The 19,420-nt window shown below is 65.3% G+C and carries 17 protein-coding genes; 6 read left to right on the top strand and 11 right to left on the bottom strand.

Annotation, left to right across the window (positions count from 1 at the left end):
- Positions 1 to 78: 78 nt before the first annotated feature.
- The 9 genes from miaB to NL2_RS08320 form a co-directional block, all read right to left on the bottom strand.
- Complete coding sequence (gene miaB / locus NL2_RS08280; RefSeq protein ID WP_068073645.1) at positions 79 to 1,431, bottom strand: tRNA (N6-isopentenyl adenosine(37)-C2)-methylthiotransferase MiaB; 1,353 nt, start codon at positions 1,429 to 1,431, stop codon at positions 79 to 81.
- A 38-nt stretch (positions 1,432 to 1,469) separates the two neighbouring features.
- Positions 1,470 to 2,258 carry a lysophospholipid acyltransferase family protein gene (locus NL2_RS08285; protein WP_245647619.1) on the bottom strand — a complete coding sequence of 263 codons (789 nt, stop codon included), beginning with the start codon at positions 2,256 to 2,258 and terminating at the stop codon, positions 1,470 to 1,472.
- Positions 2,242 to 2,664: a Fur family transcriptional regulator gene (locus NL2_RS08290; RefSeq protein WP_068073647.1), complete on the bottom strand. Its 423-nt coding sequence runs from the start codon at positions 2,662 to 2,664 to the stop codon at positions 2,242 to 2,244. Before NL2_RS08290 ends, NL2_RS08285 begins: the two co-directional genes overlap by 17 nt.
- A gap of 116 nt (positions 2,665 to 2,780) precedes the next feature.
- Positions 2,781 to 3,239, bottom strand: coding sequence for a Ros/MucR family transcriptional regulator (locus NL2_RS08295; protein ID WP_068073977.1), 459 nt, complete (start codon positions 3,237 to 3,239; stop codon positions 2,781 to 2,783).
- A 169-nt stretch (positions 3,240 to 3,408) separates the two neighbouring features.
- The gene (locus tag NL2_RS08300) at positions 3,409 to 3,876 is read right to left on the bottom strand and encodes a GNAT family N-acetyltransferase (RefSeq protein ID WP_068073650.1); all 468 of its coding nucleotides are present in this window, start codon (positions 3,874 to 3,876) and stop codon (positions 3,409 to 3,411) included.
- A gap of 15 nt (positions 3,877 to 3,891) precedes the next feature.
- Positions 3,892 to 4,539 (bottom strand): tRNA (adenosine(37)-N6)-threonylcarbamoyltransferase complex dimerization subunit type 1 TsaB, encoded by a 648-nt coding sequence (gene tsaB / locus NL2_RS08305; RefSeq protein ID WP_068073652.1) that lies wholly within the window; start codon positions 4,537 to 4,539, stop codon positions 3,892 to 3,894.
- Positions 4,540 to 4,567: 28 nt separating this feature from the next.
- Positions 4,568 to 5,161 (bottom strand): malonic semialdehyde reductase, encoded by a 594-nt coding sequence (locus NL2_RS08310; RefSeq protein ID WP_068073654.1) that lies wholly within the window; start codon positions 5,159 to 5,161, stop codon positions 4,568 to 4,570.
- A gap of 57 nt (positions 5,162 to 5,218) precedes the next feature.
- Positions 5,219 to 5,803 carry a NifU family protein gene (locus tag NL2_RS08315; protein ID WP_068073655.1) on the bottom strand — a complete coding sequence of 195 codons (585 nt, stop codon included), beginning with the start codon at positions 5,801 to 5,803 and terminating at the stop codon, positions 5,219 to 5,221.
- Between the two features lie 70 nt (positions 5,804 to 5,873).
- The gene (locus NL2_RS08320) at positions 5,874 to 6,167 is read right to left on the bottom strand and encodes a hypothetical protein (protein ID WP_157083098.1); all 294 of its coding nucleotides are present in this window, start codon (positions 6,165 to 6,167) and stop codon (positions 5,874 to 5,876) included.
- An 816-nt stretch (positions 6,168 to 6,983) separates the two neighbouring features.
- On the opposite strand from NL2_RS08320, the gene NL2_RS08325 reads away from it, so the two are divergent.
- The 6 genes from NL2_RS08325 to NL2_RS08350 all read left to right on the top strand — a co-directional run bounded on the left by NL2_RS08325 (position 6,984) and on the right by NL2_RS08350 (position 17,195).
- Positions 6,984 to 7,640, top strand: coding sequence for a hypothetical protein (locus tag NL2_RS08325; protein WP_068073657.1), 657 nt, complete (start codon positions 6,984 to 6,986; stop codon positions 7,638 to 7,640).
- 172 nt (positions 7,641 to 7,812) lie between these two features.
- Positions 7,813 to 8,427, top strand: a complete 615-nt coding sequence (locus NL2_RS08330; RefSeq protein WP_068073659.1) for an FKBP-type peptidyl-prolyl cis-trans isomerase — start codon at positions 7,813 to 7,815, stop codon at positions 8,425 to 8,427.
- 179 nt (positions 8,428 to 8,606) lie between these two features.
- Complete coding sequence (locus NL2_RS08335; RefSeq protein WP_084355981.1) at positions 8,607 to 11,552, top strand: M16 family metallopeptidase; 2,946 nt, start codon at positions 8,607 to 8,609, stop codon at positions 11,550 to 11,552.
- A gap of 478 nt (positions 11,553 to 12,030) precedes the next feature.
- Entirely contained in the window at positions 12,031 to 14,001 is a 1,971-nt protein-coding gene (locus tag NL2_RS08340) for a tetratricopeptide repeat protein (protein ID WP_157083099.1), read from the top strand.
- Between the two features lie 568 nt (positions 14,002 to 14,569).
- On the top strand, positions 14,570 to 15,946 hold the full coding sequence (locus NL2_RS08345; RefSeq protein WP_068073663.1) for a class II 3-deoxy-7-phosphoheptulonate synthase: 1,377 nt from the start codon (positions 14,570 to 14,572) through the stop codon (positions 15,944 to 15,946).
- 112 nt (positions 15,947 to 16,058) lie between these two features.
- On the top strand, positions 16,059 to 17,195 hold the full coding sequence (locus tag NL2_RS08350; RefSeq protein WP_068073665.1) for an MlaA family lipoprotein: 1,137 nt from the start codon (positions 16,059 to 16,061) through the stop codon (positions 17,193 to 17,195).
- Between the two features lie 6 nt (positions 17,196 to 17,201).
- On the opposite strand, the gene NL2_RS08355 is transcribed toward NL2_RS08350, so the two are convergent.
- Both NL2_RS08355 and NL2_RS08360 read right to left on the bottom strand, forming a co-directional pair.
- Positions 17,202 to 18,281, bottom strand: a complete 1,080-nt coding sequence (locus tag NL2_RS08355; RefSeq protein ID WP_068073667.1) for a phosphotransferase family protein — start codon at positions 18,279 to 18,281, stop codon at positions 17,202 to 17,204.
- Positions 18,278 to 19,369 (bottom strand): Zn-dependent alcohol dehydrogenase, encoded by a 1,092-nt coding sequence (locus NL2_RS08360; RefSeq protein ID WP_068073669.1) that lies wholly within the window; start codon positions 19,367 to 19,369, stop codon positions 18,278 to 18,280. Before NL2_RS08360 ends, NL2_RS08355 begins: the two co-directional genes overlap by 4 nt.
- Between the last annotated feature and the right edge of the window lie 51 nt (positions 19,370 to 19,420).

Here is a 19,420-nt window from a genome sequence, read left to right on the forward strand (position 1 = left end):
GTATGATGGTTCGAGACGGGACTTCGACAAGCTCAGTCCCTCCTCACCATGAGCGGTTCAGTTGTTGGCCAACAGGCCCTAAACCGCCACCCGCGCCAGTTCGGTGCCGCCCAGCGAGTTCGGCCCCGCCAGCGTGATCTCCACCTCAAGCAGGTCGCCGATCGTCGCGTCGGTCATCAGGTGGACCGATTGCAGCCACGCCGATTTGCCCAGCATCTGGCCGCGCAGCTTGCCCTTGCGCTCGATCAGCACCGAACAGCGCCGGCCCATGCTGGCGAGGTTGAACGCGTGCTGGTCGCGGTTGATCGCGGCCTGCAGGTCTTGCAGGCGCCGGTCCATCACATCGGCGGCGATCTGCCCGTCCATCGTCGCGGCGGGCGTGCCGGGGCGCGGGCTGTACTTGAAGCTGAACGCCTGCGCGTAGCCGACCGCGTCGATCAGCCGCAGCGTCTGGGCGAAATCGTCTTCGGTCTCGCCGGGGAAGCCGACGATGAAATCGCCCGACAACGCGATGTCGGGGCGCACCGCGCGTACCCGGTCGAGCAGCTTGCGGTAGCTCTCCACGGTGTGGCTGCGGTTCATCGCCTTCAGGATGCGGTCGCTGCCCGATTGCACCGGCAAGTGCAGGAACGGCATCAGCTTGGGGTTGTCGGCATGCGCCGCGATCAGCGCATCGTCCATGTCGGTCGGGTGGCTGGTGGTGTAGCGGATGCGGGCCAGCGCGGGGATGTCCGCCAGTGTTTCGGCCAGCCCCGCCAGCCCGACCTTGCGGCCCTTGTCGTCCTCGCCGCTCCAGGCGTTGACGTTCTGCCCCAGCAGCGTGATCTCGCGCGCGCCCGCCTCGACCAGCGCCTTGGCCTCATCGACCAGCGCGGCGAACGGCCGGCTGATCTCGGTGCCGCGGGTATAGGGCACCACGCAATACGTGCAGAACTTGTCGCAGCCTTCCTGCACCGTCAGGAACGCGGTCGGCCCGCTCTTGCGGCGGCGCGGGAGCGCGTCGAACTTGGTTTCGGCGGGCATGTCGGTATCGGTGGCGCGGCGGCCGGCGGCGGCTTCGGCGATCATCGCGGGCAGGCGGTGATAGGCTTGCGGGCCGACGACCATCTTCACCGACGGCGCGCGCGCCATGATTTCCTCGCCCTCGGCCTGCGCAACGCAACCGGCCACCGCGATCAGCGGCACGGTGCCGTCCTCGCGCCGCAACCGGCCGATGTCCGAATAGACCTTGTCGACCGCCCGCTCGCGGATGTGGCAGGTGTTGAGCACGATCAGGTCAGCCTCGGCGCGGCCATCGCTGGCGGTCATGCCCTGCGCAGTGAGCAGTTCGGCCATGCGCTCGCCGTCATAGACGTTCATCTGGCAGCCGAAGCTCTTGATGGCGAACGTCTGGGGCAGGGCGGCATCGCGCAGGTTCGAGGTATCGGGCATGGCGCGCCGATAGGCCAATCGTGGCGCTTTGTAAAAGGTCAGCGCGCCGGAGCGGAGGCGGGGGGAGAAAGCCGCTCGGCCATCAGTCGCTGGGCCAGCGCGGCAATCGCCTTGCGCGATCCTGCGGCGCCCGGCTCGAACGGTTCGAGCACGTGCAGCGTCACCGCCACGCGGTCGCGCTGCGCGAGAATCCGCAGGAAGTTGTGCAGCCCGTGTTCCTCGCCCACCCAGGCGATGCGCGGAGCCCCGGCGCCGTAATCGAGCACCACCGGCTGCACCATGATCCCGGGCGGCGCCGGATCGAGCGCGGACAGCAGCGACGACTTGAACGGCAGCAGCCCGGTGCCGTCGCTGGTGGTGCCTTCGGGAAAGATCGCCAGCGCGCCGGTCTCGCTCAAGGCCGCGCGGACCAGCGCGACCTGGTCGTGCACCCCGGCGCGATCGTTGCGCGCGATGAACACGGTGTCGTTCATCTCGCACAGCCATTTCAACAGCGCGCTTTCGGCCAGCCCGTCATGCGCGACGAACGCGGTGCCGGTCGCGCCGGCGATGATCGGGATGTCCATCCAGCTGACATGGTTGGCCAGCAGGAACGCGCCGCGCCGCAGCGGCGCGCCATCGACCCGCACGCGCGCGCCCACGATCCACGCGATCGCGCCTAGGAACCGGCGGGGCCACGGGTTGGGCAGGCGCACGATGCGCCACAGGTAATACAGCGGCAGGCTGACCAGCAGCGCCAGCAGCATTGCGTTCAGCCGGGCGACGATGCGCAGTCGGTCGCCCAGTGACAGCGCTGCACCGTCGTCCGGGCTACTCGCCGCGATCAAGCCGGACTCCGTAGAGTTCCATGCGATGGTCGACCAGCCGATAGCCCAGCTTTTCGGCGATCTGGCGTTGCAGCGCTTCCAGTTCGGGATCGACGAATTCGATCACCCGGCCGGTTTCGACGTCGATCAGGTGATCGTGGTGCGCTTCGGGCGCGGCTTCATAACGGGCGCGGCCGTCGCCGAAATCGTGGCGGTCGAGGATGCCGGCTTCCTCGAACAGGCGCACCGTGCGGTACACCGTGGCGATCGAGATGCGCGGGTCCTGCGCCACCGCGCGTTCGTGCAGTTTCTCGACGTCGGGATGGTCGGTGCTGTCCGACAGCACGCGCGCGATCACGCGCCGCTGATCGGTGATGCGCAGTCCCCGTTCGGCGCAGAGCGCCTCGATGTCGATAGCCTGGTGCAAGGTGGGTTCCGCTAGAATGACAAGACCCGCCGATCATAGACCGGCGGGTCGAATCTACAACCGGGCAGTGACCCGGCGTTCGATGACCGGGCCGTGTGACCCGGTGTCGTGCGCGATCAGGCCGCGACGGGCGGGCGGCCGCGCGGCTTCTTGGTGACGGCGGCCACCGCAGGCTTGCGGCCAAGGCCGATCTTCTTGGCCAGTTCGCGGCGCTTTTCGGCATAAGCGGGCGCGACCATCGGATAGTCGGCGGGAAGATTCCAGCGCTGGCGATACTGGTCGGGCGTCAAGTTGTAACGCGTGGCCAGATGCCGCTTGAGCATCTTCAGCTTCTTGCCGTCTTCGAGGCAGACGATGTGGTCGTTCTTGACCGAAGACCGGACCGAAACGGCCGGTTCGGGCGCCGGCGCGGCGGCCGGTTCACTCGGCGAAAGTCCCGCCAGTGCGGTGTAAACGTTGGTGATCAGCGTCGGAATATCGCTTACTGCGACGCTGTTGTTGCTGACGTGCGCCGCGACGATATCGGATGTTAGCGTGATCAGCGTTTCGCGAATGTCGTTTTCGATCTCGGTCATTGTGTTCTTGCCTTTGCTTGATGGTCTGCCGTCGTGCGCATCGCCCAACGGACTATGCGTCCCCGCCAGCTATTCCTATACGCAATGGTGTCATTGATACAACCGTTGTGGAGTTTTTAATACCTAAGAATGACCGAAATTTCATAAACGCATAGCAATGTTGATATTTTTAATTCAACACCAGTTCCTGACTCACCGCATCGAGCCTAATCCCGGACGGTGTTCGATAATAGGCAGGCCGAATACCTACCGGACGAAACCCGTGGCGGTAGTAAAGCTGGCCGGCGGGATTGTCCTTGCGCATTTCCAGGAACAATCGCTGCATGCCCCGGTCGCGCGCCTGCGCGATGAAATGGTCGAGCAGGCGATGGCCAAGTCCGCGATGGCGGAACGGCGGGGCAATCGCGAACAGCAGCAGTTCCTCTTCGTCCAGCACCGCGCGCGACAGGAAAAAGCCGGCGACGTCGTCGGCATCGTCCGCGCCGATACTGCCGTCGCCGAAGATCAGTCCGTAATGGGTGGCGGGCAGGATCAGTGCATCACCGATCTGGCGCCGGTTCCACGCCTCGCCGAACGCGGGATCGAACGCATCGGTCATCACGTGCATGATGCGGTCGATGTCGTCCTGCACGGTCATCGCGCCACGCGCTCCTCAGCCGGCCGCCGGAACGGCCGCATCGGGCAGGATGCCGCCCGGCAGGCGCGCATCGGGTGCGCGGCCGTAATGCGGGTGCGGATCGGGATGCAGTGCGTTCGCCGTCAGATCCCCCGCGCGCTGCGCATCGGGCCATAGCGGCACCGCGTGCGTGCCGGGGCGCTGGCGGCACAGCGCTTCGGCCTGGCTGCCCGCGACGATGCTGGCGCGCGACCGCGCCACGGCGGCATCGGGCGTCAGCGATTCGATCGGGGACAGCGCGACACCGCACGCATCGAACGCCTGGAAAAACCATTCACCGTGCCCGCCGGTCAGCGCCACGTCGATCGGCTGGCCGGGGTGATCGGCGCGCGCCATCGCCGCGACCAGCGCCAGGCTGTGATAGCCCTCGATCCGCGCATTCCATGCCAGCGCCAGCGCCTTGGCGGCGGCCAGTCCCACGCGGATGCCGGTGAAGCTGCCCGGGCCGACATCGACGGCGATGCTATCGGCGCGCCCGCGACCGGGCAACGTCGCGATCATCGGCACCAGCCGCTCGGCATGGCCGCGACCCAGCATCAGCATATTCCCGGCGACCATCAGGCCGCCTTCGAACAGCGCGACCGAACAGGCTTCGGTTGCACAGTCGATCACCAGACGTCGCATCCCGGCTTCCCGCCGCCGACCCGTCGCGTCAGTCGATGCGGTTGAAGGTTTCGAAGCCGGGGCGCGGGCTGCGATCGAACACCGTGGCCGGATCGCCATAGCCCAGCGTCGAGATGAAGTTGGAGCGCACGCGCGGCTGGTCGGCAAAGAACGCCGCGTCCACGCCCGCGTTGTCGAACCCCGACATCGGCCCGGTATCGAGCCCCAGCGCGCGCGCCGCCAGCAGGAAATAGGCGCCCTGCAGCGAGGAGTTGCGCATCGCCGAAATCTCGCGCAGCGGCTCGTTGCCGTCGAACCACGCCTTGGCATCGGCGTGCGGGAACAGCCACGGCAGCTGTTCGTGGAAATCGAGGTCCATGCCGATGATCACGGTGACCGGCGCCTTGCGGATCTTGTCGGGATTGGTCCCGCCCGCCAGCGCGGCCAGCTTGTCCTTGGCGTCCTGGCTGACGCACCACACCAACCGCGCGGGCAGGATATTGGCAGACGTCGGCCCCATCTTCATCAGGTCCCAGATGCCGTGCAGCTGCGCTTCGCTCACCGGCTGGTCGAGATAGCCGTTGTAGGTGCGCGCGGTGCGGAACAGCTGGTCGAGCGCGGCATCGGAAAGCGGCTGGGACATGGGGGCTCCTCGGGGATTACGGTCGGAATGCTTGCGGCAATACGGGCCGTCGCCAGATCAGGCGGCGCGCACTTCGTGCACTTCGGGGACGTAGTGCTTCAGCAGACTCTCGATCCCGTTCTTCAGCGTCGCGGAGGATGACGGGCAGCCCGAACAGGCGCCCTGCATCTTCAGGTAGACCACGCCGTCGCGGAACCCGCGATAGGTGATGTCGCCGCCGTCGTTGGCCACCGCCGGGCGCACGCGCGTTTCGATCAGGTCCTTGATCTGCGCGACCACTTCGGCATCGGCCGGATCGTCGCCCACCGTGGCGTCGTCGGCATCGTCCAGCGGCACCGTGATCTCGCCCGCGCTGCCGGCCAAGAACAGCGGCGCCTGCGACACGAAATGGTCGAGCAGCAGGGAAACCACCTGCGGTTTCAGGTCGCTCCACGCCACGCCGGGCGCGGCGGTCACCGCCACGAATTCGCGGCCGAACAATACCCCGGTCACTTCGCCCAGATCGAACAGCGCCTCGGCCAGCGGCGATGCGGCGGCGTCTTCGGGCGTGGTGAATTCGCGCGTGCCCGCCGGCATCACCTGCTCTCCGGGCAGGAACTTGAGCGTGGCGGGGTTGGGCGTGGTTTCGGTTTCTATGAACATGCACCGCATGTAGGCGCGCGCGGGGGCGGGTCAAGGGTCCGCCGGGTCGCAAGGCGCATGATTTCAGCCGTCAGGCGGCAATATCGACCAGCCGTGGCGCCGCCGCCTGCCCGGCATAGGCCGCCGCCACGGGCGAGGTCTGCGCCGTGTTGCGCGCCCGGTGCAGCGCATCGAGCGTGTCGCGGTGGCGCGCTTCGGGCGAGAACTGGTTCGTCTGCGGCTTTTTTGGATCGTTGACGCCGAACGGACCGGCCAGCGGATCGGCCGGATCGATGTTCTTCTGCGCCTGGTCCACCTCGGAACAGTTGCGGCACGAAAAGCCGTTCACGATCACCGGGAGAGGATAGTTGGTGCTGATTGCCACGCGCTGGTTCCGGCATTGAACGGGCCACGACAATGCCACGCACAGCATTGCGATGGGGTTAGTGGGGGGTACGGGGGAATGCGTGGGGGCGCTCTGTGGGCGAGGCGGGTAAGTTCGCGTGGTCGATCGACTATCCGAATTTTTTATCTCGCCGCCATCGGTTGATCAGGTGCACCGACGAAAATCCGGCAATAAACGCGAGAGGCCCTAACGTCGCGTTGATCGGAAAATGCTTCGAAATCGACATCGAAGCAAACAGCAAAACACCGAACAAGCATATGGAGGATACAGACCAAAAAATCGCAATTATAACTGCGCGATTCGTGAACCTACAGCAGAAATATTCGATAGAAATCGAGATGGTTTGACAAATCGCTCCCAATAAAAAGCTGATGATAAGTGGCAATATATAGTGCACAAAAAATCTCTCTAACGGATTTCATTGTATCCATCTAATCTGAATGCAAATCTAAAATTTTCGGTATATGACAAATGCAGATGGTCGCTTCCCCCGACATTCCCGCCATTCAAACCCGGCAGCAAAGCCCTCAGCCGCAGCCCGCCCCCATCCCCGTCGCCCCGTGCTTGACACGGGGCATGGCTTGAACATCAGCCGGAAACGGCGTGGCGCGTGCCGCCGGAGCCGGAACGGGAGCCAAGCCCCGCGTCAAGCGCGGGGCGCCGCGTGGGAATGTCCGAAGGCTGTCGTTGGTTCACCGACCGCCAAACGTCCGCCATCCGCATTTCCACGCCGAAAGCGGACTTTCCGGACACGACCACATTGCGGACGGTCTGCACTGTGCTAATCGATCCCGAATGAAGCAGGCGATCTGGCGCTGGACGAGGCGATGCTTTTACGGGATCGCGGGGTTGTTGGCGTTTTCGGCAGTCAGCTTGGGCCTGTTCCTTGCGTGGGAAAGGCACCGGCTAGCTGAATTCAACCGAACGAATGACCGCCCTTTGTTGATTGATTCTAACAATCCAGTGTTGGCTGATGCTCATGCTATGATGGCCGGATTGATACCGTCCGACGGAAGCGATGGTCTCCGTTTTGCTGTGATGCCATCGTTCGGGAAAAGGTGGTTTGCAATGTCTGTCGCCTCCAGAAACGGGCGAGGGGATGGCGAAGTGATCGTCACGACACCATCTGGAGAGCTGCTGCGACATCAGAAGTTCGACATTCCGAAGCCCGATTTAGAACTATTCCTGCGACAGTGGGATGAGATTACCGACGACTATTCGGGCGAGGGGCGCAGTCTCACTGATGGTAATCCTCTTGCCTTTGAGCGGCGACGAGGTTTGCGAATTACGTCCGGTGAAGGGAACTCGCCCTGCCATTACGATGTCTTGGGCGATTTAGCTGCCCAAGCTTTCGGCCCCTACGTTTCCGAACTTCAGGATTTGCGCGATCCCACGCTCCCCGCGAGGCTGAAAGGTAAATTCTGCAACCCTTCCTTTTTCGCGCTGCGATAGCGTCCGCGCCCCCCAACTTTTCCGCCAAGCAGCGCCTGACTCGCGCTCCCCGGAAGCGGCCCTTCATTCAGCGTCGGGGTTGTCCGCACCTCCCTATAGCCACGCACTTTCCCCAAACGCCGAGCACGGCGGGGGGCTGGTCGTTGCGGCCCGGACTGATTATAGCGCGACCATGACCTTGCCGTTCCGCGCGCCGCGCCGCTTCGCCCTTGTGCTCCCGCTGATCGCGGTGCTCCCGCTGATCGCGGTGGCGGTCCCGCTGGCGCAGGCGGCGGTGCACAAGGCGGCTCCCAAAGCGGCACCGGCCTCGACCCCCGCCGCCGCCATCGCGAAGATCCTGCCGGTGCCGTTGCAGCCGGTCGTGCCGCCGACGTTGCGCGCGTGCACGGGCAAGACCGCGTCGGGGCTGGGCTTTACCCAGCTGCGCGCCGGGGCCGGGGCCAAACCGGCGGCGAGCGATTATGTGCTGGTCAGCTATATCGGCTTCCTGGCCGCCAGCGGCGCGGTGTTCGACCAGAACGCCTCGACCCCGTTCCCCGCCAACGGCGTGATCCCCGGCTTTTCCGAAGGGCTGCAGATGATGCCCAAGGGCAGCGTCTATCGCTTCTGCATCCCCAGCAAGCTGGGCTATGGCGCGGCGGGCACCGGGCCGATCCCGGCCAACGCCGATCTGGTGTTCCAGGTCGAACTGCTCGACTTGCGCTCGGCCGCCGACGTCGAGGCGATGCGCAAGGCGCAGGACAACCACCCCGACGCGCCGGTGAAGAACGAGCCGGCCAAGCCTTGAGGTTACACGTCGTCCCGGACCCGATCCGGGACCGCCGGCGTTCCTGTGCCTGACCGCCAGCGGTCCCGGGTCGAGCCCGGGACGACGCGCGGACCAGCCCGCGCTGTCATCGACTTGCGCAAAAAAACGCAGGTTCTATTCACTGGTCCTTCAGCCATCCGCTTCCTATACCCGTCACCATGAAGCCGATGTCTCGCGCCGCCCGGCGCCTTCTTTGCGCCCTGCCGCCGCTCGTGCTGGCAACGCTCCCCGTCCTCGCCAGCCAGGCTGCCGCCCGCACCGCGGCCCACATTGCGGCGGTCCCCGCGGTCCACAGCCCGCGCGCGGCCAGCGCCAAGGGCGGCCCGTGGCTCTATCGCGGCAGCGACGTGCCGCAGGACAAGGAATGGACGTTCGGCGAACTGCCCAATGGCTTGCGCTATGCCGTGCGCCACAACGGGGTGCCGCCGGGGCAGGTTTCGGTGCGCGTGCTGGTCGATGCCGGATCGCTCTACGAGACCGAGCCCGAGCGCGGCTTTGCCCACCTGATCGAGCACTTGTCGTTCCGCGAATCGAAGTACCTCAAGGAAGGGCAGGCGATCCCCACCTGGCAGCGGCTGGGCGCCACGTTCGGCAGCGACACCAACGCCGAAACCAGCGGCACGCAGACGGTCTACAAGCTCGACCTGCCCAACGCGACGCCGCCCGCGCTCGACGAAACGTTCATGCTGCTGTCGGGGATGATCGCCGCGCCGATCTTCACGCCCCACGGGGTGAAAACCGAAGTGCCGATCGTGCTCGCCGAAATGCGCGAGCGCGGCGGGCCGCAGACGCGCGCGCTCGACGCCACGCGCTCGGTGTTCTTCGCCGGGCAGCCGTTCGCCACGCGTTCACCCATCGGCACCATCGAAACGCTCGAGGCGGCGACCGACGGCACCGTCCGCGCGTTCCATGACAAGTGGTATCGCCCTGACAACACCGTGATCGTCGTCGCCGGCGATACCGATCAGGCCGCGATGATCGCCGAGATCACCAAGTGGTTCGGCGACTGGAAGACCGGCGGCAAGAAGCCCGAACAGCCCAGCTTCGGCGTGCCCATGGCCCCCACCGGATCGGCCGAGCCGAGCCCTGCCGGACAGGTGCCGGTGGGCGAAACCCGCGTGCTGGTCGAACCGCAGCTGCCGCGCATCTTCAACTTCGGCGTCGTGCGCCCGTGGCACAAGAAGAACGACACGATCGTCTACAACCAGGGCCTGATGGTCGATCGGCTGGCGCTGGCGCTGATCAACCGGCGGCTGGAAGCGCGCGCCCGCGCCGGGGGCAGCTTCCTGCTCGCGGGCGTGGAGCAGCAGGACGTGAGCCGCACCGCCAACACCACCACCGTCACCGTCACGCCGTTGGGCGAGGACTGGAAGGCGGCGGTCCACGACGTGCGCGGGGTGATCTCCGACGCGCTCGCCACCCCGCCCAGCGAGGAGGAAATCGCGCGCGAGGTGTCCGAATTCGACGTGGCGTTCAAGGTGCCGGTCGAAACGCAGGAAACGCTCGCCGGATCGAAAGTGGCCGATGACATCGTCAACGCGGTCGATATCCGCGAGACGGTCGCCTCGCCCGAAGTGGTCTATGACATCTTCAGGAAGTCGATCCCGCTGTTCACCCCGCAGGCGGTGCTGGAGCACACCCGCGCGCTGTTCCAGGGCACGGTCGAGCGCGCTCTGTACGTCACGCCCAAGGCGGGCGAGGCCGATGCCGCCGCGATGCGCGCCGCGCTGACCGCGCCGGTCGATGCCGCATCGGGCAGCCGCCTCGCCGCCAGCACGATCAAGTTTTCCGACCTGCCGCCGATCGGCACGCCCGGTACCGTGGTGGCCGACAAGCCGGTCGGCCTGCTCGGCATCGAACAGGTCGAACTGTCCAACGGCGTGCGCGCGATGCTGTGGTCCAACGATGCCGAACCGGGGCGGATCATCATCAAGGTGCGCTTCGGCGGTGGCCGCGCCGTGGTCGATCCCCGGGACGCGGTGTACCTGCCGCTGGGCGACGCGGCGCTGATCGACAGCGGCATCGGCACGCTGGGCCGCGAACAGCTCGACCGGCTGTCCACCGGGCGCAAGCTGACGCTGGACCTGGGCGTCGATGACAACAACTTCGCGATTTCGGCCGATACCCGCCCTGCCGACATGGTCGACCAGCTGTATCTGATCGCCGCCAAGCTGGCGATGCCGCGCTGGGATCCCAACCCGCTGCTGCGCGCCAAGGCCGCCGCGAAACTGCAGTACCAGACCTACGGCGCCTCGCCGCAGACGGTGCTCGACCGCGATCTCGGCTGGCTGCTCAAGAACGCCGATCCGCGCTATGCCACGCCCAACCCGGCCGAGCTCGACAAGGCGACGCCCGAAGGCTTCCGCCGGGTGTGGGAACCGCTGCTGAAACAGGGCCCGATCGAGGTCGACATGTTCGGCAACTTCGATCGCGCCACTGCGATCACCGCACTGCAGAACACCTTCGGCGCACTGCCGCCGCGCACCCCGCTGCCGCTCTCGACGCTCGCGCCCACGATCCCGGCGCACAACACCGATCCGCTGGTGCTGACCCACAGCGGCGATCCGAACACCGCGGCGGCGGTCATCGCCTGGCCCACCGGCGGCGGCCGCGCGGGCGTGCACGAGGCGCGCCAGCTCGAACTGCTGGCGCAGATCATCAACATCCGCCTGTTCGATGAAATGCGCGAGAAGATCGGCGCCAGCTATGCCCCGCAGGTCAGCAGCACCTGGCCGCTCGACCTGCCGAGCGGCGGCTTCATCGCCGCCACGGTGCAGCTGCGCCCCGGCGACATGCCCGCGTTCTTCGCCGCCGCCACCAAGATCGCGGGAGACCTTCAGGCCACCCCGCCGACCGCCGACGAAATCGCGCGCGTGACCGAACCGATGAAGCAGTTGATCACCCGCGCCAGCACCGGCAACGGCTTCTACCTCTATCAGCTGGAAGGCGCGGCCTACGAACCCGACAAGCTGACCGACATCCGCTCGATCCTCAACGACTACAGCCAGACCACGCCCGAACGCATGCAGGCCATGGCGCTGCGCTATCTGAAGACGGACAAAAGCTGGAAACTGGAAGTGCTGCCCGAGGGGAAGGCGAAGTAGGGCACGTCGCTGGATTGGTGGATCGGATGGGGACACGCAGATACCGTGTCCCCGTAGGTTGACAATGAAGGTCGGCTCCCGCCGATGCACAGCCTCGCGCCCATACCCCGTCCGTCCTGAGCCCGTCGAAGGACTGCTTTTTGTTGTCCGACAGGCAAGCAGCGACGGACGGCCCTTCAACAAGCTCAGGACGAACGGGATGGGGGGAGCGGGAGTGGAGCAAGGATGGCCCCCATCCAGCCCCGCTCATCCTGAGCCTGTCGAAGGATGCACGCCAACGCATCGATGTGCTTCAAGTTAAGCGGTCAGGCGGCGGAGCCAAAATTGCCGGGGTTTTGGCAATTTAGTGTATTGTCACCGTAACCCGTCATCGTAATCCAAGGCCGGATCGCCCGTGCAGCTTAGCATAATGATGTTGCCAGCTTTTGTGAAATACTGAACATTTGAAGCTGGGATTGAATTGCTAAGGAGGAGCCTGGTGCGGCTGTTCGGTAGGGGTGGCGCAGCGGTGATGGCGTTGCTTGTCGCGGTGCCCGCCAGTGCCGCGACCGATCTGCGCTGCATCACCGTTAGCGACGTGGTGATACTCGCCGGGTCGGAGGCGATGGCGAACAAGCGCCTGTGCAAGTCGCCCGGTTCTGCACGGTACGATGTGGTTGAGGTGGCAGCGGCAGTCTATGGCGCAGCGACGACACAAGCGGCCTTCGAAAAATTCGCTAACCCTGACCTGCTGACGCAGCGTGAGAATATCGATACGTTGCGCGCGCAGATGCTTGCGGGCCGGGGCGAAGCCGAAGCATCGCAGCTGACGCTGTTGCTTGCACAGCAGAAATTCGTCACAGATCTGGCAGCGAAAGACCGAGCGTATGCCGGGGCAATTGCGCAGTTTCGTAACTCGGTGGTCGATATTGCTGGCACGCCCGAAGGGCTGGCAGCGCTAGCGCAGTATAACGCTGGCGATGAAGCGGGAGCGCTGGACATTCTCGATCGGCTGCGCGCTGCCAATGACTTGGCCCGCAAGATGCAATCAAATCTGGCCAGTGCGGTGGAAGGTCGCCGAATTGCTGGTTTGGCGCTCGATGCGCAGCGCAAAGGGAAAGTTGCGACCGCTGCTGTTATCGCGCGCTACGAAGACGTTACCCGCGTTGATCCGGGCTTGTTCGATGATTGGGAGGCACTCTTCTCGCTTTACGTTGCTGCGGGCAGGCTTCCCGAGGCCGCTCGCGCAAACGAGAATGAGCGCAAGCTGGCGCGAAGCGACCGCGACAGGAGTGTCGCCCTCAGTGATCGCGGCGCCATTCTGCGAATACGACGCGATCTTAACTCTGCGGCCGAGGCCTATAGTGAGAGTTTGGCCATTCGGCGCAAGCTCGCCGTTGTCAGCCCGGGCGACTTCGCTGCGCAACGTGATTTGTGGGTTGGCGTCCAAAATATTGGCTTTGGGTATTTGATCAATGACGACCTTGGCGGTTCGCAAAAGGCTTTTGATGAAAGTCTTGCCATCGCCCGCAAGCTCGCCGCCGCCGATCCCGGCAATGCTAAGGCGGAGAGTGCTGTCGTATGGAGTCTGTTGTCGACCGGCCAAGTGCGGATCGAGCAAAACGATCTCGCCGGAGCGGACAACGCTTATGCTGAGAGCCTCGCCATTGCGCGCAAGCTCGCCGCCGCTGATCCCGGCAACCTAAATCTACAGACCGATCTTCTGATCGGCCTTGAACTCGTCGGTCACTTGCGGATCAAGCAAAACGACCTCATCGGAGCGGACAAGTCATATGGTGAAGAACTGGCTATTGCCCGCAAGCTTGCCGCTGCCGATTCCGGGAGCGCGGCGGCGGAGAGTGATGTCTTCTGGAGCCTCGCGTTCATCGGCGACGTGCGGATCAAGCAAGGCGATCTCATCGGAGCGGACAAAGCTTATGGTGAGAGCCTCGCCATCGCCCGCAAGCTCGCTGCCGATCCGGATGATCTCGAAGCGCAGGCCCAGTTGGCCGAAATCCTGGAAAGAGTCGGCGATGTGCGGATCAAGCAAAACGATCTCGCTGGAGCGGGCGTGGCATATGGTGAAGAACTGGCCATCGCCCGCCTGTGCAACTGTGGTCTGGCAGGTAGCCTCGAAAAGATTGGCGATTTGCGGATGGTGCAGCATGATGTTGAAGCGGCAAGCAAGGCTTATGGCGAAAGCCTGACCATCCGCCGCAAGGTGGCCACCCAGCATCCTGACAATGCTGAAGTGCAATACGAACTTGCCATTTCGCTCGCAAAGCTAGCGCAGATAGCAAACTCGGGTATTCATTGGCGCGATGTCGTGGCGCAATGGGAGGCAATGGCGGTGAAGGGTTTTCTTGGTCCAGCCGACCGATCCGGTCTGGAATCGGCACGAGAGAAGGCCGCGATCGAGACCACGCGATTGGCTAGGCCAACAAGCAAAAACGATCGTTCGAAACAATAATCCGACTGTGGCGTCGAATTGATATGCTGGAAATACGGCGACATGTCCTTTTTTGGAGGTCCCCGCATTGCTCGTATAGTACGGGGTTTATAAGGCGGATGAATTTATTGCACTGTTACTGTGGCTCTCAGTGATCCCGTAGCCATTCCCCGTCGCTACTGCGCAGGCAGGAGCCGATCGGGTCCCTCGTTGATGCGCGGCAGGTGACAAACGGCGAGGGCGGTTAGGCTCCTGCCTGCGCAGGAGCGACGGGCGTGGTTGCCGCGCAATCCTCCACCCCCAAATACCCTTTCCTACACACCCCAAAATCGCGATGACGTCCGCCTTCCCGTCCAAGGCCACCCGCGATGTTCGTTCGATCCTACAACCATCTGAAACGCAACCATATTTCCCGAGTACCCACGACTCGCCCCTCGCAACATTCGGGCGTTTATACGGGCAAACATAGAGAAGTTGGCGAAGCTTGGGCCGACGCCTCCGGCCCGGCCGCCGCCGCATCGTTCGCCTTGTAACCTTTGCATTTGCGCCGCTTGCGGCGTATGCGCGCGCCTCTTGAAAGGAAGCGATCGTGGCGAGCAACTGGACTTCGGATAGCTGGCGCGGGGCGGAAGCACGGCACTTGCCGGTGTATCCCGATGCGGCGAAACTGGCGGATGTCGAACAGACGCTGTCGAATTATCCGCCGCTGGTGTTCGCCGGTGAAGCGCGCGCGCTGAAGGACGATCTGGCCCAAGTCGCGGCGGGCAAGGGCTTTCTGCTGCAGGGCGGCGATTGCGCCGAAAGCTTTGCCGAGTTCCATCCCAACAACATCCGCGACACCTTCCGCGTGCTGCTGCAGATGGCGGTGGTGCTGACGTTTGCCAGCAAGCAGCCGGTGGTCAAGGTGGGCCGCATGGCAGGCCAGTTCGCCAAGCCGCGCTCCTCGCCGGTCGAAGTGCAGGACGGGGTCGAGCTGCCAAGCTATCTGGGCGACAACATCAACGGCATGGAGTTCACCCCCGCGTCGCGGATCCCCGATCCCGAACGGATGGTGAAAGCCTATAGCCAGGCGGCCTCCACGCTGAACCTGCTGCGCGCGTTCGCGGGCGGCGGCTATGCCAACTTGCGCCAGGTCCACCAGTGGACGCTCGACCATATCGGCCGCAGCCCGTGGGCGGCGAAGTTTTCCGAAATGGCCGACCGCATCGGCGAGGCGCTCGATTTCATGGAAGCCTGCGGGGTCGATCCGCGCACCGTGCCGCAGTTGCAGGGCACCAGCTTCTACACCAGCCACGAGGCGCTGCTGCTGCCGTACGAGCAGGCGATGACACGGCAGGATTCGCTGACCGGCGGGTGGTACGATTGTTCGGCGCACATGCTGTGGATCGGCGATCGCACGCGGTTCGAAGGATCGGCGCATGTCGAATACCTGCGCGGCGTGGGCAACCCGATCGGGATGAAGTGCGGGCCGAGCCTCACGCCCGACGCGCTGCTCAAGCTGCTCGATACGCTGAATCCGGGCCGCGAGGCGGGGCGGATGACGCTGATCAGCCGCTTCGGCGATGACAAGGTGGAAGCCGGTCTGACGCCGCTGGTGCGCGCGGTGAAGCGCGAAGGGCACCCGGTGGTGTGGAGCTGCGATCCGATGCACGGCAACGTGATCAAGGCCAACAGCGGCTACAAGACGCGGCCGTTCGACCGCATCCTGGGCGAAGTGAAGGGCTTTTTCGCGGTGCACCGCGCCGAAGGCACCCATGCCGGCGGCATCCACATCGAGATGACCGGGCAGGACGTGACCGAATGCGTCGGCGGCGCGGTGGCGATCACGCACGAAGCACTGGCCGATCGCTACCACACGCATTGCGACCCGCGCCTGAATGCGGCACAGTCGATCGAACTGGCGTTCCTGCTGGCCGAAATGCTCAATCTCGAGCGGGCGGCCGGCAAGAAATCCGAAGCGGCCTGAGGGGGAGGCCTGTTGCGGTTGGACGGGCAACTGCGGTGATGCGGTTCTGGCGTCGTCAGACGTTTCAGGGCCATCAAGTGCTTAAAAGGATTGTGGTTTGAGCGTTTCGGTAATGACCACGGTTCTGATGCTGTCTGCAGCGCCGCTTGCTCCGGGTGCGGTTGACGTGGGCGGGGCCGGGATGGCGGATCCTGCGCTGGCGACCCCGCCGGTGGCGCCAGCTGCAGCGGGTTCCGCGGCTGCCGGGCAGGGCACATCGCCAGCGGTGCCGCCGGTCGTGTTCGCCCAGCTGCCGGATTTTGCCGACGCCGGGGCGCCGCCACCCGATGCGACGACGCCCGCTGCCGACGCCCCGCCGGCGGGCGCGGGATCGGGCCAGCCCGACAACGTGATCGTGGTGCAGGCCCGCTCCGCCCCGCCGCCGGGCGATCCGATGCAGGCGGTCAACGCCCAGTCGTATGCGGTGACGCAGGATGTGGACAAGGCGTTCGTCGCGCCCGCCGCCAACGTCTACAAAAGCGTGCTGCCCAGGCCGGTGCGCAAGGGGCTGCACAACTTCCTGCTCAACCTCGACCAGCCGGTGGTGATCATCAGCTACCTGCTGGAACTGAAGCCGGGCAAGGCGGTGGAATCGCTCGCACGGTTCGCGGTCAACTCCACGGTGGGCATCGCCGGGGTGATGGACGTGGCCAAGAACCACCCGTTCAACCTGCCCTACCGCCCGAACGACATCGCGGATGTCATGGGCTTTTACGGCGTGGGGCCGGGGCCGTTCCTGTTCGTGCCGCTGATCGGGCCGACCAACTTGCGCGATCTGGTCGGGCTCAGCATCGACCGGCTGGTGGTGCCGACGTTCTTCGGCACGCCGTTCAGCAAGCCGTACTACACGCTGCCTGTCGGCGTGGTTCGTTCGCTCGACTACCGGGTAAACTTCGATGCAGAACTGCAGCGCCAGCAGGACACGCCCGATCCGTATGCCAGCTCGCGCCAGTACTACCAGGAAATGCGCAAGGTCGAGATCGAGGCGCTGCATGGGCGGGTGTACAAGCCCGTGCTGTCGCCGGAGAAGGCACGCCATGGCGCAAGCGCCGAGCCTGCGCCGGCAGCGGGCGTGGCGCCGGTGGTGGCGCCGGTGACGCTGAACCTTCCGGCGACACCTGCTGCGCCCGCTGCTCCGCCGGTTCCCGCTCCCAACCCTGCGCCCGGCGCGATGCCGGCGACTGTGCCGGTGGTCCCGCCCCGGCGCTGAGCCGGTTCAGGCGCCGGCCTTGCGCGCGAACGCCCACGCCGTTTCGGCCAGCGGCGCGACCCGCTCGGACATCGCCCGGGCCTGCGCGGATGAGGCGGTGCCGTCGATCACGCGCTTCTTGATGCCCTGGATGATCCCGGCGAGGCGGAAGAAGTTGTAGGCGAAATACCAGTTCATGTCGGGCACGCCATCGCGGCCGGTGGCGGCGCAATAGCGTTCGATCACCTCGCCAAGTTCCGGAATGCCGAGCGCCTTGCGATCGAGGTCGGCGACGCCCGATCGCCCTTCGTTGTCGGTCACCCACGCCATGCAGAAATAGGTGAAGTCGGCCAGCGGATCGCCCAGCGTCGACAGCTCCCAGTCGAGCACCGCAAGCACTTGGGGCCGGTCGGCGGCGAAGATCATGTTGTCGATGCGGAAGTCGCCATGGACCACGCTGGTCCGCGTCTGCTCGGGCAGGGTGCGCGGCAGGAATTCGATGAGCCGCTCGATCGGCTCCATCCGCTCTGTTTCGGCCAGGCGGTACTGGCGGGTCCAGCGTTCGACCTGCCGCCCGAAATAGTTGCCCGGCTTGCCGTACTCCGAAAGCCCCGCTGCCGCGATGTCCACCTTGTGCAGCGCGGCGAGCGTATCGACCAGCGCGAAGTAGGTGGCGCGTCGGACGGCAGGATCGGCGCCGGGCATCGCTCCGTCCCAGATCGTGCGGCCGTCGATCATGCCCATGACATAGAACCACGAACCGACCACAGTATCGTCGGTGCACAGCCCGTATTGCGGTGCGACCGGAAAGCCGACGGCATGCAGCCCGGCCTGAACCCGATACTCGCGATCGACCGCATGCGCCGACGGCAGCAGCGGACCGAACGGCTTGCGTCGCAGCACATAACGGCCCGATGGCGAGACGATCCGGTAGGTCGGGTTCGATTGCCCGCCCTTGAACTTGGTCAGTTCGATCGGCCCGCGAAATCCGGCGACGTTGGTTTCCAGCCATGCGGTGAGCCGGGCTTCATCGAGACGGTCGGCACCTTCGGGAACGATGGTGCCGACGAATTCGACCTCGGCGTCGATAGGTGTGGCGGTGGTCATTGGTCGAACACGATGACCGAGCGCGCCGAATGGCCCTGCTTCATCTTCTCGAAGCCCTGGTTGACCTGTTCCAGCGGAATCCGCTCGGCGATGATGCTGTCGAGATCGAGCAGCCCGCGCAGGTAGAAATCGACCAGCCGCGGCAGGTCCACGGGAAAGCGGTTGGCGCCCATCAGCGCACCTTGCAGCTTCTTGCCGCCGAGCAGGTCCATCGCGCCGAGCCCGACTTTCTGGTCGAGCGGCATCATGCCCAGGATCGTCGCCATGCCGCCGCGTCGCAGCACCTTGACCGCCAACTCCGCCGACGCCGGTCGCCCGACCGCCTCGATCGCATGATCGACCCCGCCCTTGGTCAGTTCGATGATCTGCGCGGCGGCGGTGGGATCGGTCGCGTCGATCGCGTCGGTCGCGCCCAGTTTCATCGCCAGTGCGCGCTTTTCGGGCATCGGGTCGGCGGCGATGATCCGGCCCGCACCTGCGATCTTCGCGGCGTTGATCGTGGCCAGCCCCACGCCGCCGCAGCCGACAACGGCGACGGTCTCGCCCGGCGTGACCTTGCAGGCGTTGAAGATCGCGCCCGCACCCGTCGTCACCGCACACCCGATCACCGCCGCCCGATCGAGCGGCATGTCGGGATTGATCGCGACGCAGGCGTGTTCGTGAACCAGCAGCATCTCGGCGAAGGCGGAGAGGTTGAGCATCTGGTTGATCGCGCTGCCGTCGCTCGATCGGGTCAGGCGTGGCGCGGCGCCGATGGCACGACGGGTGTCGGCACCCTGGCACAGCGCCATGCGGCCGGTCACGCAGAACTCGCAATGCCCGCAGAACGCCGACAGGCAGGTGACCACCGCATCGCCGACTTTGACGGTGCGCACTTCGCTGCCCACCGCCTCGACGATGCCGGCGGCCTCATGCCCCGGCACCGCCGGAAGCGGATGCGGGTATGTGCCCTCGATGAAGTGGAGGTCGGAATGGCACAGCCCGCACGCCGCCGTGCGGATCAGCACTTCGTGCGGGCCGGGCTTGTCGATCGTCAACTGGTCGATGACGAGCGGCTGGCCGGGCGCTTCGAGGATGGCGGCTTTCATTGGACCCAGTTCTCCATGTTCGTCGTCCCGGACTTGATCCGGGACCGCTGG

Source organism: Novosphingobium lentum NBRC 107847, from assembly GCF_001590965.1.
Lineage (GTDB): Bacteria > Pseudomonadota > Alphaproteobacteria > Sphingomonadales > Sphingomonadaceae > Novosphingobium > Novosphingobium lentum.

Bases quoted from the DNA above. Each gene is read 5' to 3' on its own strand.
- miaB (WP_068073645.1), bottom strand. From the start codon at position 1,431: ATGCCCGATACCTCGAACCTGCGCGATGCCGCCCTGCCCCAGACGTTC.
- NL2_RS08295 (WP_068073977.1), bottom strand. From the start codon at position 3,239: ATGACCGAGATCGAAAACGACATTCGCGAAACGCTGATCACGCTAACA.
- NL2_RS08300 (WP_068073650.1), bottom strand. From the start codon at position 3,876: ATGACCGTGCAGGACGACATCGACCGCATCATGCACGTGATGACCGAT.
- tsaB (WP_068073652.1), bottom strand. From the start codon at position 4,539: ATGCGACGTCTGGTGATCGACTGTGCAACCGAAGCCTGTTCGGTCGCG.
- NL2_RS08310 (WP_068073654.1), bottom strand. From the start codon at position 5,161: ATGTCCCAGCCGCTTTCCGATGCCGCGCTCGACCAGCTGTTCCGCACC.
- NL2_RS08315 (WP_068073655.1), bottom strand. From the start codon at position 5,803: ATGTTCATAGAAACCGAAACCACGCCCAACCCCGCCACGCTCAAGTTC.
- NL2_RS08325 (WP_068073657.1), top strand. From the start codon at position 6,984: ATGAAGCAGGCGATCTGGCGCTGGACGAGGCGATGCTTTTACGGGATC.
- NL2_RS08330 (WP_068073659.1), top strand. From the start codon at position 7,813: ATGACCTTGCCGTTCCGCGCGCCGCGCCGCTTCGCCCTTGTGCTCCCG.
- NL2_RS08335 (WP_084355981.1), top strand. From the start codon at position 8,607: ATGAAGCCGATGTCTCGCGCCGCCCGGCGCCTTCTTTGCGCCCTGCCG.
- NL2_RS08350 (WP_068073665.1), top strand. From the start codon at position 16,059: ATGACCACGGTTCTGATGCTGTCTGCAGCGCCGCTTGCTCCGGGTGCG.
- NL2_RS08355 (WP_068073667.1), bottom strand. From the start codon at position 18,281: ATGACCACCGCCACACCTATCGACGCCGAGGTCGAATTCGTCGGCACC.
- NL2_RS08360 (WP_068073669.1), bottom strand. From the start codon at position 19,369: ATGAAAGCCGCCATCCTCGAAGCGCCCGGCCAGCCGCTCGTCATCGAC.